15 protein-coding genes are annotated in these 18,434 nt (G+C 47.9%); 5 read left to right on the forward strand and 10 right to left on the reverse strand.

What is annotated here, in order from left to right; translation table 11 throughout:
* Window positions 1–231: 231 nt before the first annotated feature.
* The 4 genes from ACOJUN_RS02185 to ACOJUN_RS02200 all read right to left on the reverse strand — a co-directional run bounded on the left by ACOJUN_RS02185 (window position 232) and on the right by ACOJUN_RS02200 (window position 6,231).
* A complete protein-coding gene (locus tag ACOJUN_RS02185; RefSeq protein ID WP_422135042.1) occupies window positions 232–1,515 on the reverse strand; it encodes an RING finger protein in 1,284 nt (427 codons plus the stop codon).
* A 390-nt stretch (window positions 1,516–1,905) separates the two neighbouring features.
* The gene (locus tag ACOJUN_RS02190) at window positions 1,906–3,354 is read right to left on the reverse strand and encodes a hypothetical protein (protein WP_422135043.1); all 1,449 of its coding nucleotides are present in this window, start codon (window positions 3,352–3,354) and stop codon (window positions 1,906–1,908) included.
* A 71-nt stretch (window positions 3,355–3,425) separates the two neighbouring features.
* A complete protein-coding gene (locus ACOJUN_RS02195; RefSeq protein ID WP_422135044.1) occupies window positions 3,426–4,889 on the reverse strand; it encodes an RING finger protein in 1,464 nt (487 codons plus the stop codon).
* 358 nt (window positions 4,890–5,247) lie between these two features.
* Entirely contained in the window at window positions 5,248–6,231 is a 984-nt protein-coding gene (locus ACOJUN_RS02200) for a transposase (RefSeq protein ID WP_422135045.1), read from the reverse strand.
* 316 nt (window positions 6,232–6,547) lie between these two features.
* Here ACOJUN_RS02200 and pstS point away from each other — a divergent pair, with 316 nt between their 5' ends.
* From pstS to pstB, 4 genes are all read left to right on the forward strand, one after another.
* Window positions 6,548–7,597 (forward strand): phosphate ABC transporter substrate-binding protein PstS, encoded by a 1,050-nt coding sequence (pstS, locus tag ACOJUN_RS02205; protein WP_422135046.1) that lies wholly within the window; start codon window positions 6,548–6,550, stop codon window positions 7,595–7,597.
* A gap of 81 nt (window positions 7,598–7,678) precedes the next feature.
* Window positions 7,679–8,605, forward strand: a complete 927-nt coding sequence (gene pstC, locus ACOJUN_RS02210) for a phosphate ABC transporter permease subunit PstC (protein WP_422135047.1) — start codon at window positions 7,679–7,681, stop codon at window positions 8,603–8,605.
* Window positions 8,605–9,447, forward strand: a complete 843-nt coding sequence (pstA, locus tag ACOJUN_RS02215; protein WP_422135048.1) for a phosphate ABC transporter permease PstA — start codon at window positions 8,605–8,607, stop codon at window positions 9,445–9,447. The genes pstC and pstA overlap by 1 nt, the downstream gene beginning before the upstream one ends.
* Window positions 9,448–9,539: 92 nt before the next feature.
* Window positions 9,540–10,289, forward strand: coding sequence for a phosphate ABC transporter ATP-binding protein PstB (gene pstB / locus ACOJUN_RS02220; RefSeq protein ID WP_422137138.1), 750 nt, complete (start codon window positions 9,540–9,542; stop codon window positions 10,287–10,289).
* A gap of 135 nt (window positions 10,290–10,424) precedes the next feature.
* Here pstB and tdh read toward each other — a convergent pair whose 3' ends face one another.
* The 5 genes from tdh to ACOJUN_RS02245 all read right to left on the reverse strand — a co-directional run bounded on the left by tdh (window position 10,425) and on the right by ACOJUN_RS02245 (window position 16,494).
* Complete coding sequence (gene tdh / locus ACOJUN_RS02225; RefSeq protein ID WP_422135049.1) at window positions 10,425–11,450, reverse strand: L-threonine 3-dehydrogenase; 1,026 nt, start codon at window positions 11,448–11,450, stop codon at window positions 10,425–10,427.
* Between the two features lie 34 nt (window positions 11,451–11,484).
* The gene (locus ACOJUN_RS02230; RefSeq protein WP_422135050.1) at window positions 11,485–12,684 is read right to left on the reverse strand and encodes a glycine C-acetyltransferase; all 1,200 of its coding nucleotides are present in this window, start codon (window positions 12,682–12,684) and stop codon (window positions 11,485–11,487) included.
* A gap of 318 nt (window positions 12,685–13,002) precedes the next feature.
* Window positions 13,003–14,622 carry a sulfate adenylyltransferase subunit CysN gene (gene cysN, locus ACOJUN_RS02235; protein ID WP_422135051.1) on the reverse strand — a complete coding sequence of 540 codons (1,620 nt, stop codon included), beginning with the start codon at window positions 14,620–14,622 and terminating at the stop codon, window positions 13,003–13,005.
* Window positions 14,622–15,578 carry a sulfate adenylyltransferase subunit CysD gene (gene cysD, locus ACOJUN_RS02240; protein ID WP_422135052.1) on the reverse strand — a complete coding sequence of 319 codons (957 nt, stop codon included), beginning with the start codon at window positions 15,576–15,578 and terminating at the stop codon, window positions 14,622–14,624. Before cysD ends, cysN begins: the two co-directional genes overlap by 1 nt.
* Window positions 15,579–15,732: 154 nt before the next feature.
* Window positions 15,733–16,494, reverse strand: a complete 762-nt coding sequence (locus tag ACOJUN_RS02245; RefSeq protein WP_422135053.1) for a Nif3-like dinuclear metal center hexameric protein — start codon at window positions 16,492–16,494, stop codon at window positions 15,733–15,735.
* Between the two features lie 207 nt (window positions 16,495–16,701).
* Between ACOJUN_RS02245 and ACOJUN_RS02250 the strand changes: the two genes are divergently transcribed.
* Entirely contained in the window at window positions 16,702–17,829 is a 1,128-nt protein-coding gene (locus ACOJUN_RS02250; protein ID WP_422135054.1) for a S1C family serine protease, read from the forward strand.
* 7 nt (window positions 17,830–17,836) lie between these two features.
* Here the strand turns inward: ACOJUN_RS02250 and ACOJUN_RS02255 are convergent, their stop codons facing one another.
* Complete coding sequence (locus tag ACOJUN_RS02255) at window positions 17,837–18,412, reverse strand: hypothetical protein (RefSeq protein WP_422135055.1); 576 nt, start codon at window positions 18,410–18,412, stop codon at window positions 17,837–17,839.
* Between the last annotated feature and the right edge of the window lie 22 nt (window positions 18,413–18,434).

Genomic DNA, 18,434 nt, shown 5'->3' on the forward strand with positions numbered 1-18,434 from the left:
AAAGCGGATCCGTATGTTGCCATTGACAACAATCACATGCAGTCTAGTCCCCAATGTATCCCGATGGGGAGAAAAAACTGGCCTTTTTAGCTGAAGAAAAAGAACGTTCAGATAACCCTGCCCTGTTCCAGACGTTACTTGACAGTTGTCTTCTTTCAGGCATTGATTCTTATAAGTACTTCGTCGATGTGTTTCAAAACATCAGGCAATAGACTGGTGCTGTGCAGAGATTCAGCGTAAAGACATGTCGAGAATCTTCATGTATGACAAGGGCACGCTCCGACAAAAGGGACATTCCCTCTCCTCACGTATGAGTCGCTCAACACAATTCTTGCAAAAACCAGCGTGTCCACAGCTTTGTAACGCTATAACGTTTGTCAAGCGGTCGGTACAAAGTGGACATTTTTTGGTTTCTGCTGAGGCACCTCCAACAGCACACGCTTCCTCCTTTTCAGTTTGGTTTGCTAATTCTTGCCTCAGCTCGGCTATCAGTTCATTTTGTTGTTGAACGACTATTGACAGATCCTGATCCCCTGAATCCGAATCATCAACAGAACCCTCGCTGTCTGAACCTTCATTATCTGAAAGCACAATATAATCCACGAGAAAGTTCAGACTTTCTGCCGATGATGCCAATGATAATGTAGATGTAGGGTCAAAACCCAAAATACTGTTTGTAAACTCTTGCATGCTATATAAGGTATACATAACCCCAGGTACAGGGCACGAGCGTCCAGGGCGGCAATGGCAGGCTATATTGCTGTAGATAATGGGCAGAAGCTCGAATGGCGAGCATCTTATCAACAAGTTTTCCAGTGTCTCCTGCGATTCCAGTTCTGAATTCATGCGCTGAAAAGCAGCTGATGCCATTGCAGTTAAACCGATTAGAAGCGCTGTTCCTGCGTCCAGCCCAGCTGCATTTAATTGATTGGCAAGGCTTTGCGGAGAATTATATTCATTGATATTTTCACAGAGCAGCGCACTGTCGAATGCTTGATCGAAGCTTTGCCCGGTATATATGCCAGCCAACATAATAAAGCTGGTAAAAAGTTGTTCCTTGTAAAGAAAGTGAGGACCAAGAAAAGCAAGAACTATCAGAACCAGATCGTTATTAACATCAGCATAATCAGACAGAGGGGCCTCCGGAATTGAATAGAAATAATTGAAATAAGGATTGCTTTTGCCATTTATGTTGACAGTCGAAAAAAACTGTTCAAAAAGGCTTTGTGCCGTTGTAATGATTATCTTTTTCTCTTCCCGGCTTTGTTCATTGGTCATATTTATATTCATAGCGAATATACGATGTAATAGTCTCAGCATTCTTTGAATGCGAACTTTTCGATATTGAGGATCACCCATTTCCACATAATCGAAATAAAAGTTGTGCAGACGTTTAAAGTCTTGCTCAGCAACCTCGTAATTTTCACAAATTTGCACTCGCTCATCTCCAGACACATCGTCAGAGACTAAATTAAGCTTGACAAAGCCTATGCGGATATTTTCAATAGGGCTCATGCCGAGCTGACCCGTGCATTTTTGTTGCTCTTTTGAAAGCTCTTTCCAGTTTTTTATTTGATGATCGCGAAATTTTTCAAGGCGATAGGTGTCGTTTGCCAGCCCCTGCTGATAAAAAAAAACACTGAAAACAAAAGCGTTTTTAAGGCAAATGATATGGCCATACTTTCACCTGCATTCGTCAAAACAGCTGCACTACTATTAATGATCTTTCTGTGATCTTCCTTAGCACATACTTTTATAGGACATGGAAAGCAATAGAAAAAGCTGATCCGGATGTTGCCATTGATACCAGTCACCTGCAGCCTGGTCTCAGGTGTATATGCCGGGGAAAAGTGCTGACCGCACTGAACAGGAAGGAGAAGCATCAGACTGGCACTGCGCGTACATTCAAGGTAAAGACATCTCAGGAGCCTTCATGTATGACAAAGGTACGTTCCGACAAAAGAGACATTCGCTCTGCTCATATATAAGTCGATCAGCACAAGTATTGCAAAAGCCGGAGTCTTCACAACAATCCAACACGATAATATCTGTCAGTGGGTCTGCACAAAGTGGACATTTTTTGGTTCCTGCCGTGGTTCCTCCGACAGCACCCGTTTCCTCCGTAGCAGGTTGGTCTGCTGATTCCTCCCGTAGTTCGGTTATCAGTTCATTTTGTTGCTTTATGACTATTAGCTGATCCTGATGCTCAGAATGCGGCTCCCCGTCAGGGTCCTCAGCCTGATTGTCTGAACCCTGAGAATAATCCGATTGACAGTCCGGACTTTGAGAAGATTCTGCTTGCAATAATGCAGACTCAGCCGTGTCGTCAATACCCAAAATAACCTGTGTAAACTCTTGCATACCCTCTACGGTAAACATGACCTCAGGTACAGGCCATGAACGTCCTGCAGGAAAAAGGCCAACCAAACTCCAGTAGACAGTGCCCAGAATCTCGCAGGGTAAGTATCTTTGCAACAAAGTTTCCAGTGTCTCTGGCCATTCCTGCCCTGAGTTGAGGCTCTGGAAAGCTGCAGATGCCATTGCAGTTAAACCAATTAGAAGTGCTGTTTCTGTGTCCAATCCGGCTGCAGTGAAATAACTGGCAATGCTATGTGGAGAATTTTCATTGATATTTTCATAAAGCGATCCACGGGATAATGCCCGATCGTAGCTTTTTTCAGTATAACTGTTACGCAGCACGGTAAAGTAGTTATCAAAATCATTGCTGAAAAGAAAATGAGGACCAAGAAAAGTCAGAAGCATCAGGACTAAACCATTATTTAAACCGACATAATCGGACTGACTTGCTAGCGAATCTAAAGAGAAATAATGGAAATAAGGATTTTTCCCGCCATTTCTCATTTCAGAAGAAAAAAAACATTCGAAGAGGCTTTGTGCTGCAACTCTGATTAGCTCTTTTTTGTCAGGGCTTGCTCCATTGATCTGGTTTATATTTATAGCGAATATATGATGTATCAGTCTCAGTACTCTTTGAGTGCGCATTTTTCGATCATTTTGAGTATCAGTACTGTTCACATAGTTAAAATAAAAGTTGACCAGAAGCCTAAAGTCTTGCTCAGTAACCTCGTAATTTTCACAGATTTCCAGTCGGCCATCTCCAGATACATCGTCAGATTCCATATTAAGTCTGACAAAACCAATACAGATGTTTTCAAGTGGACTCATGGCGGGTTGACCTGTGCAACTTTGTTGTTCTTTTGAAAGCGGTTTCCAGTTTTTCATTTGATACTTGCGAAACTCTTCAAGATCATAGGTGTCATTTGCCAGCCCCTGCTGATAAAAAAACAAAATTACTGAAAACAAAAGCGTCTTTAAGGCATATTGTGGGATCATACTTTAACCTGCACTCGTTAAAAAAGCTTCCTGTTGTTAATGGGCTATGTATCAGCATCCTTGGCACACATTCAGGGCAAAGACATATCGATAAACTTCATGTATGACAAGGGTATTTCCCGACAATAGGGACATTCTCTCTGCTCATTTATAAACCGCTCAGCACAAGTCTTGCAAAAACCGGCATGTCCACAACGATTTAACACTGTAATGTCTGTTAATGGGTCGGTACAAATTGGACATTTTTTAGTTCCTGCTAAAGCGCCTCCGACAGCACCCACTTCTTCCGTTGCTGATTGGTTTGCCAATTCCTGTCGTAATTGACCTATCAGTTCATTTTGTTGCCGAACGACTACTGACTGATCCTGATCCTCAGAATCCGACTCCTCAAGAGCAAACTCATTGTTTGAACCTAAACTATCTGAGCCTTCACTATCTGAAAGCTCAATATAATCCATTAGAAATTTCAGACTTTCGAACGATGATGCCTCCGTTAAAGGTGTGAGGTTAATACCCATAATACTGGATATAAATTCTTGCATGCCATTCACGGTATGCATAAACGCAGGTACAGGGCATGAGCGTCCCGGGCGACAATGCCTGGCTGCATTACTGTAGATAATCGGCAGAAGCTCGTAGGGCAAGCATCTTATCAACAAGTTTTCCAGTGTCTCCTCTGACTCCAGTCCTGAATCAATGCGCTGGAAAGCCGCTGATGCCATTGCAGTTAAACCGATCAGAAGCGCTATTCCTGCGTCCAATTCGGCTGCTTTCAACTGACTTGAAAGGGACTGCGGACAATCATATGCATTGATATTTTCACAAAGCAATGCACGGTCGAATGCTTGATCGCAGCTTTCTCCGGTGTATATGTCAGCCAAGATACAAAAGTAGGTATAAAGTCGATCCCTGGAAAGAAAGTTGGGTGCAAGAAAAGCAAGAAACATCAGGACCAGACCGTTATTAACCCCAACATAATTGCACTGTTTTTCCCCCTGAACTAAATGAAAATAATTGAAATAGGGATTACTTCTGCCATTTATGTTGACAGACAAAAACAGTTGATCAAAAAGGCTTCTTGCCGTTGTATAGACCACCCCTTTCTCTAAGCGGCTTTGACTATTGAACCTGTTTATATTAATAGCGAATATACGATGTATGAGTCTCAATACTCTTTGAATGCGATTTTTTCGAAATTCAGGATTACCCGTGTTCACATAATTAAAATAAAAGTTGGTCATACGATTAAAGTCTTGCTCATCAACTTCGTAAGTTTCACAGGTTTCCAGTCGCTCATCTCCGGATAGGTCATCAGATTCTAAGTTAAGCCTGACAAAGCCAATACGAATATTTTCAAGTGGGCTTATGTCGGGTTGATCTCTGCAGTTTTGTTGCTCTTTTGAAAGGGGTTTCCAGTTTTTCATTTGATAGTTACGAAATTTTTCAAGACGATAGGTGTCGTTTGCAAGCCCCTGCTGATAAAAAAACAAAAACATTGAAAACAAAAGTGTCTTTAAGACACATGTTATAGCCATACTTTCACCTGTATTCGTTAAAAAAGCTACATTGCTATCAGTGAGCCTTATGTGAGCTTCCTTAGCACATATATTTATAGGCTATGAAGACCCATAGAAAAAGCAGGTCTGGATGTTGCCATTGAGGCCAGCCACAGAAAAAAATAAGACACCCATAAAAATAAAAACAAGACCTTCAAAAACTGTATTCCCAAAAAGGATCAGAAAATCTATCTTCAAGTAGCGTATCATTGAGCCACACATCGCCATCCAACGAACAGAGGCTGTTCAAGCCATAATTCAGACAATGCAAATTCATTCCGACATGAGTCGAAGAGAGATAAAGAGAGGGTCTTTGACGTCTTAACTGACTTCTACGCTAACCTATCATATACAAACGACTACAGACATTTAAACCTCGAAGCCACTTCTGTCCGGCTTCAAGTGCATAAGCCTTCATCGCCTCCAGACGGCCAACTGCCCGATAAAAACGATTATTCCATTGCATGGTTTTCAGCCACTCATCCGGATCAATTTCCAGTCTTTCAAGAATACGAGGGATATGCGACGGGATGGAACCTTTCTTATCTGTCCTGACAATGCGGCCACTCCAGTCAACCAGTTCCAGATAGTCGTGAAGAAGGTAGGGAAGGGCAACGTCCGTTTCCTGTCCCTGCAAACAGAAAGGTTTCAGGGTCAGCGGCTGTTTTTTAGTCTCAGAATGTGTAACCTGCTCCACCCGTTCCTGAATCGACGTGTAGTTCGACTCTTCCGGTATTTCTGCCTTTCCAGCCCGAATCGGATTCAAGTCAACGTAGGTCATGCAGGTCAGTAACGCTGCTTCGTCCAGCAATGCCTGGCTTTTAAAGCGACCTTCCCAGAAGCGTCCTTTACACTCGTCTTCTTTATTAGCCTCACGAGCAAGATGTTCATTCAGGCAGCGCATAAACCAGCTGATATCCGCTAAACGACGCCGGTATTCCTCAGCATATTCATCAATACGGGCCAATTCAGCGCTGCCCAGTTTGTCAGCGGCCAGATGCCTTTGCACCAGAAGTGGACCTCTGAACAAGGTCGTCCAACGATGCAGCACTTCATTCCGTGACCAGCTCCTGGCAGATGACTGATTGATGTGCAAAACCACATGATAATGATTCGACATGACAGCGTAAGCGCAAACTTCGATAGCAAAGACTGAAACCAGTTCCTGAAGTTTATCCACCACCCATTGGCGGCGATGCTCGTAATTCTTGCCAGTCAGGTGGTTCTCTCCACAGAGGTAAGCCTGACGAACACATCTTGCCATGCAGTGGTAATAAGGCGTTGAGCCGGGGTCAATCAGAGTATTGCGGGCCTGAGCCATGAACTCACCTGTCTGGGTAAAAAATCAGTGATGGGTGAAAAAGTAGACCAGGTGGATGGGGAAGCAAATTTATGGGTGTCTTTTTTTTCTGCCAAAAAGACAGGACAGACACCCTGGAGTCAAAAACTGTCATTTTCATAAAATCCAAACAAACCTGTAACATTACTGAAATATTCACCCCCTATCCTTGCACCCATCAAATTTTGAGGTAACAGAAAAATATTTTGCACAACCCACTGACAGATTAAGGCACGGCAAAAGATTTTTCTTTGTAAACGCAAGTACACTCCAAGCGAGTTTCTCGGGGAGAATAGAAGTGAAGTTTCTGAAGTCTATTGTAATGTCCTCCATGTTGGCTGCAGCGTCCTTCTCTGCATCTGCCAAGACAGAAGTTATCAACGGTGCGGGAGCCAGTTTCCCACATCCGATCTATGCCAAATGGGCTGAGGAATACCAGAAAGAAACCGGTATTCGCATCAACTACCAGGCCATCGGTTCCGGCGGTGGTATCCGTCAGATCACTGCCAAGACCGTCGACTTTGGCGCCAGCGACGCACCTCTGAATGAAGAGCGACTGGATAAAGAAGAGATGATCCAGTTCCCAATGGTGATGGGCGCTATTGTTCCAGTGATCAACGTACCTGGCATTGAGTCCGGTGCTCTGAAGCTGACCGGTGAAGTTCTGGCAGACATCTACCTGGGTAAAATCAAGAAGTGGAATGACGAGCGCATCACTGCTCTGAACCCAGATCTTGAGATTCCTGCCCAGGCTATCTATGTCGTCCATCGTTCCGATGGTTCCGGTACCACCTACAACTTCACCGATTACCTGAGCCAGATCAGCTCGGAGTGGAGTGAGAATATCGGCAGAAACACCGACATCACCTGGCCAAAAGCAGCTACCACTATCGGTGGTAACGGTAACGCTGGTGTCGCCAACTTCGTGGGCCGTACCCGTGGTGCTATCGGTTATGTAGAATATGCCTTTGCAAAACAAAACGACCTGACCTACACCCAGCTGGCCAGTGCTGATGGCAAGTTCCTGAAGCCAAGCATGGAAACCTTCCAGGCTGCCGCTGCCAATGCCGACTGGGAGAATGCTCCGGGCTTCGAATTGCTGCTGAACAACCAGCCTGGTGCTGACTCCTGGCCTATGACAGCAGCGACCTTCATCCTGATGCATAAAGATCAGGCTGACGCCGAGAAAGCTGAGCAAATCATCGACTTCTTCGAGTGGAGCTACGAGAAAGGCGGCGAACTTGCAGAAGGTCTGGACTACATCCCAATGCCGGAAAGCGTAGTTAACATGGTAGAGAATGTCTGGAAAGAAGACTTGACTAGCAACGGACAAACCATTATCAAGTAACCGGTTATTCTAGCCTTTCTTAAACAGGAAACGAACGACAGCTGATCAGCATAGCGCTGGTCAGCTGTCTTGTTGTAGCTTATGCTTTTAACTGCGATGCCCAGCGCTATAAAGGGTGACTCAATCTTCTACAGACTGAGCTTCACCAGCGCCATTCTGATTTTTCTGGTGTTGATCGGGATTATCCTTTCCCTGATCGACGGCGGTTGGCTGGCTCTCTCCGAGTTTGGCCCCGGCTTTGTATTTCGTAATGTCTGGGACCCGGTAAACAGTGAGTTTGGTGCCGCTTCTGCTATTTATGGCACCCTGGTTTCTTCGCTTATCGCCATTATTATTGCCATTCCTGTCGGTCTGGGCACGGCGATCTTCCTGGCCGAGCTGGCCCCCGACTGGATCAGTCGCCCCGTGAGCATGGCCATTGAGCTGCTGGCCGCTGTACCCAGTATTATTTACGGTATGTGGGGTCTTTTTGTCTTCGCACCCTGGTTCTCAGAAGGCTTCCAATTCTGGGCACTGGAAAACCTGGTTGGCCTGCCTCTGATTGGCCACTGGTTTGACGGTCCCCCCATCGGTATAGGTCTACTAACGGCGGGCATCATTCTGTCGTTCATGATTTTGCCCATTATTACGGCTTTAACTCGTGACGCCCTGAAAACCATTCCCAATGTGGTCAGAGAAGCAGCATACGGTGTTGGCGCTACGCCCTATGAAGTCATTACCCGAGTGCTGCTGCCAAGTATCAAGAATGCCGCAGTGGGTGCCGGAATCCTCGGCCTGGGTCGTGCCCTGGGAGAAACCATGGCAGTTGCCTTTGTAATAGGCGGCGCCAACCGTATAGAGACTTCACTGTTCATGCCTGCGAGCTCTATTTCTTCTACGATTGCGCAGCAGTTCAACGAAGCGACTAATGAGATGCACATCTCGGCTCTGATCAGTCTGGGCCTGGTACTGTTTGTACTCACCTTTATTGTGATGGGTACTGCCCGTCTGCTGTTGAGGAAGCGATAATGCCAGTCAGGAAACTCAAGAACTACGCTTTCATCGGCTTCTGTACCTTCTGTGCACTGTTTGGCCTGGTGGTTCTGGCCAGCGTACTATACAGCCTGGTCGGAAAAGGTATTTCCGGCATGGGTCTGCATGTCTTCACCGAACTCACTCCCGGACCCGGTAGCCACGGTGGCCTGAAAAACGCCATTGTTGGCAGTTTGATTCTGACCGCTCTTGGTATTCTGATCGCCGCACCTCTGGGTGTATTGGCTGGTACCTGGCTGTCTGAATCCGACAAGAGTTCAAAAATTGCTGAAGCACTGCGCTTTCTCAACGGTATGTTGATGAGCGCACCTTCTATTCTGGTCGGCCTGTTTGTCTACAAGGTTGTGGTGGTCACCACCGGCTCCTTTTCTGGTTGGGCAGGTGCCATTGCACTGGCTATTCTGGCACTGCCCATTATCGTCAGCACCACAGAAGAAATGCTGCGCCTGGTTCCCACCACCTTGAAAGAAGCAGGTAGCGGACTGGGCGCTCCGCGCTGGCGAGTCATTACCCAGCTGTGCTATCGGGCAGCCGGCCCCGGTATTATGACCGGTATTCTGTTGTCTGTAGCGCGGATTACCGGTGAAACAGCCCCCCTGTTGTTTACCGCCCTCAACAGTAACTTCATGAGCACCGATCTGGACAAGCCTATGGCTAACCTGCCGGTGACCATTTATCAGTATGCTATGAGCCCTTTTGAATCCTGGAATCAACTGGCCTGGGCCGGCGCACTGCTGATAACCGTATTTATTCTGATTATCAATATTCTGTCCACTGCTTTACCGCGTTGGATCAAAGCTCGAAAGGCAGCCAAATGAACATGAACATTGCTACTGCTCCTGCGGCTACAGAAAGCCTGAGTCAAATCAAGACAGAATCCGGTCTGGCCGATGATATTCTGCAACCCAGAATGGAAGTAAAAGACCTCAGTTTCTTTTACAGCAAAGGTTCTGAACCAGCCCTGAAGAACATCAACATGCCGATTTACAACAACAAGGTAACGGCTCTGATTGGTCCTTCCGGCTGTGGTAAATCCACCCTGCTGCGCACCATGAATCGCATCTTCGACCTGTATGGCAGTCAGTCGGCTGAAGGTGAGATTCTGCTGGATAACGAAAATATCCTGCAACGTGGTGTGGATCTGAATGAATTGCGCTCCAAAGTCGGTATGGTTTTCCAGAAGCCTACGCCTTTCCCTATGTCCATTTACGACAACATCACCTTCGGTCTGAAGATGAAAGGTGGACTGAGCAAGCCGGAAATGGCTATTCGTGCCAGAAAGGCCCTGAAGCGAGCCCATCTGTGGAAAGAAGTGAAGGACAAGCTGAATGCCGATGCCAGCAGCCTGTCCGGTGGTCAGCAGCAGCGTCTGTGCATCGCCCGCACCATTGCCCTGGAGCCGGAAGTCATCCTGATGGACGAACCCACGTCGGCTCTCGATCCACTGGCCACCAGCGCCATTGAAGAGCTGATTACTGAACTGCGTCAGAAGTACACCATTGTGATCGTGACTCACAACATGCAACAGGCCATGCGTATCTCTGATTACACCGGCTTTATGTATCTGGGTGAGCTGGTTGAGTTTGATAAAACCGGCAAGATCTTCAACAAAGCTGAAAATCAGAAGACCCGTGACTATATCGCGGGTGACTTTGGTTAAGCATTAACTTCTGATCGTGGAGCCTTTCGGCTCCACATTTTCTTTTACAGAACCAGAGGTTTTAAGACACCCACCGAAGCATGGGAACCAGAGCTAAGTCGTATTATGGCGTGGACAGGTCGATGTTAGAGATGGTCAACTCCAATCAAGAATCACTTTGCCAGACTGGCCGGACCCCATGATTTCAAAACCTTTCTGGAAATCATCCACCGGCATCCGGTGAGTAATCACCGGGGAAATATCCAGACCGGACTGGAGCATACTGGTCATTTTATACCAGGTTTCGTACATCTCACGGCCATAAATACCCTTGATGACCAGACCCTTGAAGATCACCTGATTCCAATCAATAGTGGTATCGCTGGAAGGAATACCCAGCAGGGATACCTTGCCACCGTAGTTCATGTTTTCCAGCATCTGTTGGAAAGCACGACCATTACCAGACATCTCCAGGCCTACGTCAAAGCCTTCTACCATCCCCAGTTTTGCCATGACCTCTTGCAGATCTTCAGTGGCAACGTTAACAGCACAGGTAGCTCCCATTTTACGGGCCAGATCCAGACGGTATTCGTTGACGTCAGTAATGACAACATTACGAGCACCGACATGCCTGCAGATTGCAACCGCCATAATGCCGATAGGACCGGCACCGGTGATCAATACATCTTCACCCACCAGATCAAACGACAGAGCAGTGTGTACAGCATTGCCAAAGGGATCGAAGATGGAGGCCAGATCATCACTGATGTCATCGGGAATCGGGAAAGCATTGGTCGCTGGTATGCAGAGGTACTCTGCGAAAGCTCCTTCCCGATTGACACCCACACCAACCGTGAAATTACAAAGGTGGCGACGGCCGGCACGGCAATTACGGCAGTGGCCACAGGTAATATGACCTTCACCGGACACACGCTGACCTATTTCAAAGCCGCGCACGCCTTCGCCCATTTCCACAATATCACCAATAAACTCGTGTCCTACATGCATTCCAACAGGAATGGTTTTTTGTGACCACTCATCCCAGTTATAGATGTGCATGTCGGTTCCACAGATCGCTGTTTTGCGAATCTTGATCAGAACATCGTTGTAGCCAGGTTCCGGCCTGGGCTTGTCGGCCAGCCAGATGCCTTTTTCCGCTTTCAGTTTTGCCAGGGTTTTCATGTCAGCTTCCTATTCACTCAGCTCCGCAGGTCCTTCAGGAGATAACGCCCAGCTCACGGCCTACTTTAGCAAAGGCTGCAATCACTCGATCCATGTGTTCCTGGTTATGAGCAGCTGACATCTGGGTACGAATTCGGGCTGCGCCCCTTGGAACAACAGGGAAAGAGAATCCTACTACATAGATTCCCTCGTTCAGCATTCGTTCCGCAAACTCGGCCGCCAAAGAAGCATCGCCGAGCATGACGGGAATGATTGCATGGCCATTACCCGCCAGGGTAAAGCCCAGCTTTTCCATCTCGGTGCGGAAGTAATTCGAGTTGTGGCGCAGCTTCTCACGCAGCTCACCGCCCGATTCCAGCATATCCAGCACCTTGATAGAAGCGCTGGCAATGGTTGGACTCAGGGTGTTGGAGAACAGGTAAGGACGGGAGCGGTTGCGCAGCCAGTCGATGACTTCCGGGCTGCGGGCAGAGGTATAACCACCGGAAGCACCACCTAAAGCTTTGCCAAGAGTACCGGTAATAATGTCAACACGATCCATTACACCGCAGTGTTCGTGGGTACCACGGCCATTCTCACCGACAAAACCTGCGGCATGACAGTCATCTACCATGACCATGGCATCGTACTTGTCCGCCAGATCGCAGACACCTTTGAGGTTGGCAATCACGCCATCCATGGAGAATACACCGTCCGTTGCGATCAGCTTGTAACGGGCGCCTGCTTCTGCAGCTTCTTTCAGTTTGGCTTCCAGGTCTGCCATGTCGTTGTTGGCATAGCGGAAGCGCTTCGCCTTGCACAAACGTATACCATCAATGATGCTGGCATGATTCAGAGAGTCACTGATGATAGCGTCTTCAGGGCCCAACAGGGTTTCAAACAAACCGGCATTAGCGTCAAAACAGGAGGAATACAGGATAGTGTCATTCATGCCCAGGAACTCGGAAATACGCTTTTCCAGCTCTTTGTGAACATCCTGGGTTCCACAGATAAAACGTACGGAAGCCATACCGTAGCCATATTTATCCAGCGCCTGCCTGCCTGCGTCTATCAGCTCAGGGGAATTGGCCAACCCGAGATAATTGTTAGCACAAAAATTAATCACTTCTTCGCCAGTATCAACAGTAATATCAGCCTGCTGCTGCGAGGTAATCACTCGCTCGCTTTTGTACAAACCTTCTTTTTTAAGGTCTTCCAGCTGCTCACGCAGTCCAGCATAAAAGTTGGCTTTCATTTCGGCTCCAGAAAACTAAGAATATGAGGGGCTGGCCGGAACAGGCAGTTGCTGCTCTCTTCACAGTCAGACTCTGAGGGAAGCAGTCCCGATTCAACCTCCAAACATACCTCAGGCTGAATAAGGTGCCAATTCCCCATTGTAGAAGAGTTGCAATATTGAATCAGGGTGTCGAGACTCTGTACCAGCATTTGTACGTATTTCAGCTCTCAACCTTACTTGGCGTGCCTATATAAAGAATGATAAATGATCAGACAGTGTCCCGGAGGGAAGGAAAAAGGGCTATCGCAACCGGACAACTGCGACAGCCCGTTTCAGCTACAAAGACAGAGAATTAACAAGAGCCGACAGACTATCTGACTCATTAATGCTGTGTAAAACTTCAACCTGCAGGTCTTTCAGTTCAGTCCTGGCCACCAGAACAACCAGTCCCGCCTGAAGCAGGGCTTCTGTTTTCTGAACCCAGTGTTGGTCCTGATGATCAACGACGACCGGTAAAAGCCCACCATCAAACAAATGACGCTCTACTTTCTGCAGATAACCTTCAGAGCCATCAACCATAACCAGAGCGGCGCCCTGACCCAGTCGATTCGCCCTGTCGCTGGCCAGAACCGTCTCTGCGGTAGCACCCTCGTTCGCAGCAGATTCAACCATGCCTGCGGCAATGGTCGCATTGCTCAAGCGATCAATAACAATAAAAGCACCGGTTTGACGGTTATCCTCATAACGATCAAAAACAACAGGTTGTGTCAGCACCAGCTGGCAGGAGCCTATCTCATTCAGAGCCAGTTGATCGGCCTCCTGTTGTTCCAGGGTATTGATATCCACCCTGTGATTAATGGCTGTGAAACTTCCCGCTACTTTGGTGGTGGCAAATTTGATCAGGTACTGGCGCCCGGGCTTCATGGCCTGCTCTGCCATCCAGACAACACTGGCATTCAGGTGCGAAGAGACCGAAATATCATCCCGGGCATGCACCAGCATATCACCGCGACTGATATCGATCTCGTCATCCAGCGTCAGGGTTATAGCCTGACCCGCAAAACCCTTTTCCAGATCGCCGTCGTAGGTCACCACTCGTGCGACAGAACTTTCCAGTCCGGAGGGTAATACCTTTACTCTGTCGCCGGGCTTAACCACACCGGAAGCGATAGTGCCTGCATACCCCCGGAAATCGAGGTCGGGTCGGCTCACATATTGAACCGGAAGACGGAAGTCATCGAGGTTACGGTCATTCGCCACCTCAACGCTTTCCATCACTTCCATCAGAGTCTGCCCGGTATACCAGTCAGCCTTGTCACTGCGATGAACAACGTTGTCTCCGTCCAGAGCCGATACAGGAACAAAACGAACGTCCCCCAGGTTCAGTGATTCAGAGAAGTCCAGGTACTGATTACGAATTTCCTCAAAACGTGCCTGACTGAAACCCACCAGATCCATCTTGTTGATCGCTACTACCAGGTGTTTGATACCCAGCAGGCTGGCAATGTAGGTATGACGACGGGTTTGTGTCAGCACCCCCTGGCGGGCATCTACCAGAATAATGGCCAGATCACAGGTGGAAGCTCCGGTAGCCATATTTCGGGTGTATTGTTCGTGACCCGGAGTATCAGCAATGATGTACTTCCGGTTTTCTGTAGAGAAGTAGCGATAGGCCACATCAATAGTAATGCCCTGCTCCCGCTCAGCCTGCAAACCGTCCACCAGCAAAGCCAGATCAACTTTTTCGCCCTGGGTTCCTACACGTTTGCTGTCGTTCTCAACAGAGGCCAGCTGATCTTCGTAGATCATGCTGGTGTCATGTAAAAGTCGGCCAATCAGGGTGCTTTTACCGTCGTCGACACTGCCACAGGTCAGGAAACGCAGAATCTCTTTCTGCTCGTGCCTGCGGAGATATTCCTGAATATCCGAAGCAATCAGATCAGACTGATGAGACATTAGAAATACCCCTCTTGTTTTTTCTTCTCCATTGATCCGGCACTGTCGTGATCAATGACCCGCCCCTGACGTTCAGATGTTTTGGTGAGCAGCATTTCCTGAATAACATCAGGCAGAGTGTCAGCTTCTGACTCAACGGCTCCCGTCAATGGGTAGCAGCCCAGAGTACGAAAGCGGACTTTCCTCATCACTGGTTTCTCGCCGGGTTCCAGAGGCATACGTTCATCGTCAACCATAATCAGGTTGCCATCACGTTCTACCACCGGGCGTTCTTTAGAAAGATAGAGAGGAACAATAGGAATATTTTCGCGATAGATATACTGCCAGATATCCAGCTCAGTCCAGTTGGACAGAGGGAAGACCCGAATGCTTTCGCCCTTTTCTACTTCACTGTTGTAGATATTCCAGAGTTCCGGCCGCTGGTTCTTGGGATCCCAGCGGTGGTGCCTGTCACGGAAAGAGTAAACCCGCTCTTTCGCCCGTGACTTTTCTTCATCACGACGAGCGCCACCGAATGCAGCATCAAAACCGTGTTTGTCCAGAGCCTGTTTCAAGGCCTGGGTTTTCATGATATCAGTATGTTTCGCGCTGCCGTGGGAAAAAGGGCCAACGCCCTGTTCTACGCCGTCCTGATTGATATGCACAATCAACTCAAGACCCAGGTCATCGACCAACTGGTCACGGAACTGAATCATTTCCTTGAATTTCCATGTGGTATCAACATGCATGAGCGGAAAAGGCGGTTTACCCGGATAAAAGGCTTTCATGGCAAGATGCAGCATTACCGCTGAATCCTTGCCAATGGAATAGAGCATAACCGGGTTATCAAACTCGGCAGCAACTTCCCTGATAATCTGAATGCTTTCTGCTTCGAGCTGCTTCAAATGGTTGAGGCGCTCTCCAGAAAGCTCGATAGCACGTTCTTTAGTGCTCTCCTGAGTGGCTGTGTCAGACATGAATGCTAAACCCGAAGCTGGCTAAGAGTTGTTCTTAGTTCGAATACTAGCAGCATCAATGGAATATAAAACAAAAAAATTATACCAATAATTCATAACATTATATTAACCCTGAAACGCCATAAACTATCGGTCTGCCTGTTTGATCAAAAGCTCAGACAGGAGAGTCAATATCGACAAAGGTATGTTCAACACCTTGCTGTTCTTCCAGCCATTCACCTAAAGCCCTGACACCGTAGCGCTCAGTAGCGTGGTGTCCGGCGCTGATGTAGTGAATGCCATTTTCGCGAGCAAAGTGGACTGTGGACTCGGAGATTTCACCACTCACAAAAGCATCTACCTTCAGATCCAGGGCCAGATCAATCATGCGCTGGGCCGCACCAGTACACCAGGCCAGAGTTTTAATCTCATGGTCACCGCCCGCAATCAGCAGGGGTTTACGACCCAGTTTTTCTTCAATCTGCCTGCCCAGAACGTCCAGAGAAACAGGTGTCTCAGGCCTTCCCCAGCTGCCTACCGAGCGAGCTTTTCCCGGCTCCATGCCACCTTCTGTCTTCCAGCCGAGGAGTCTGGCTAGCTGAGCATTGTTACCCAACTCCTGATGCCCATCCAACGGCAGGTGATAGCCGATCAAACTGATGTTGTGCTTGAGAAGTGTTTCAATCCGGCGCTTCTTCATGCCGACAATAGCAGAATCTTCACCCTTCCAGAAGTAGCCGTGGTGAACCAGAATAGCGTCGGCTCTGAGCTCAACGGCCTTATCAATCAGGGCCTGACAAGCCGTCACACCGGTCACAAGACGTTTAATCTGTTCACTTCCTTCGACCTGTAGACCGTTGGGGCAGTAATCTTTGAACAGCCCCGGTTGTAGTTCATCTTCGAGAATCTTCACCAGCTGCTTCAGCGTGATGCTCATTTTTCACTCCACTGTTTATTGGATTCGGGAAGCTGTCACATCATGGTCATGACCAGCTTCCCATAAGTTCGGGGGCTATCTATCAGCCACAAAATACAGGTATATTAGAGGATTATACTGCTGGCTTTCGGGTTTCAAGAATTTTTATTTCCAGCAGCAGAAATCTCGGCCCACAATCATTGACCCACAATCATTGACAAGCACAGCATGAAAAGACTCCTCAACCAGCTCATCTATCCCGCCCTGTCAGGCCTGATTGTTGCCTTGCTGGTGATGTTGCTTGCTCCGAAATGGCTGGGCCTGCCTCATTTGAGTCTCAGTAATGTACTCAGCAGGGGCGAACAACTATTGGGCATTGGCGAGGTTTCCTACAGCTCGGCAGTCAAGGAAGCAGCGCCTGCCGTGGTTAACATTGCTACCGCCACACTGATCAATGAATCCAGCCCCTCCAGAATGCCGAAAAGTCCCTTCACAGAAAACAACCTTGGCAGAGCCAAGGTAGAAACCAGCCTCGGCTCCGGAGTCATTATCAGCCCTGACGGCTACCTGCTGACTAATAATCACGTTATTGAAGGCGCTGACCGTATTGTGGCTGTGCTGAAAGATGGCAGAGAAGAATCCGCAACCATTGTCGGCAGGGACCCAGAGACGGATCTGGCGGTACTGAAAATTGATTTAAACAATTTACCCAGCCTGGATCTGGCCGATTCTGGCCAGGCCGAGGTGGGGGACGTGGTTCTGGCTATAGGTAACCCCTTCGGACTGGGTCAAACAGTCACCATGGGAATTATCAGCGCTACTGGCAGGAATGACCTCAGTCTCAATACTTATGAAGATTTTATTCAAACCGACGCCGCCATCAACGTGGGTAACTCAGGGGGCGCCCTGATCAACGCCCGTGGTGAATTAGTGGGCATTAACACGCTGCTGTTTTCCAGGGGAGGAGGTAATGAAGGCGTTGGCTTTGCGATTCCCTCCAGCATGGCACGATTTGTCACTCAGTCCATCATCAAATACGGTCGTGTTGTGCGAGGCTGGCTGGGCATAGAATCACAGCCACTCACCAGTCGACTGGCGCAAGCGTACGGTGTTGAAAGCAATGTTGGCATTTTGATTTCGGGTGTCTACGACAATGGTCCAGCAGATTTGGCCGGCCTGAAACGTGGAGACATTCTGATGGCCATCAACAACATAAGCACCAATGATGGCAGGAAGGTCATGAATATGGTTGCTCAGGAAGCACCCGGGAGTGAAGTCACCCTACAAATTCTGCGCAACAACCACCCTCTTGAAATGAAGGCGGTTGTCGCGACCCGACCCAATATGGTCAACTGATTCAGGTTTATGACATTAAAGCCAGAAATAAAAAGGAACCAAAAAAACCAGAAAATAAACTCACAGTATGACCCAGCCCCCACCAAAGCCATCCCCTGTAATTGGTGCTGTGACGTTTCAATAATTCCGGGGTTACAGGCTGGAGTCTCGACAGATCTTCTAATAACAGCTGGTTAAACAGTTTGCCTTCAGGACTCTCAAAGCGATCCTCCTTCGTCACTTCTATCTCGACGATCAAAGCCTGCTTTTTATACCCTCTGCCGAGCATGTAATGACTCCAAACCAGCCTGTCATCTGATTTTTTTCGGAGATTTATTCCGAAACCATCAAACTCGCTCAGATGTTCCAGCGGAAAAAACTGTTCCACAAAAGCATCATGATAATACTCGCACCTCAAATCGCATGATGTGGAAAACCAAAGCCACTTTTCATAAGAAGTGGTCTTTTCAACAGTCACACACACCTTTTTTCCAGAAACGTGACAAACGGCTTCTGTTTCAGAATAGCCCAGAGCCCAACTATTGAGACACATTAAAATCAGACATACACTTCCAAGCAGTGGCCGCAGAACAGTCCTACACATAATTGCCCCTCTTTATTCGACT

Origin of the sequence: Endozoicomonas sp. ALD040 (genome assembly GCF_049275945.1) — a bacterium.
Taxonomy (GTDB): Bacteria; Pseudomonadota; Gammaproteobacteria; order Pseudomonadales; family Endozoicomonadaceae; genus Endozoicomonas_A.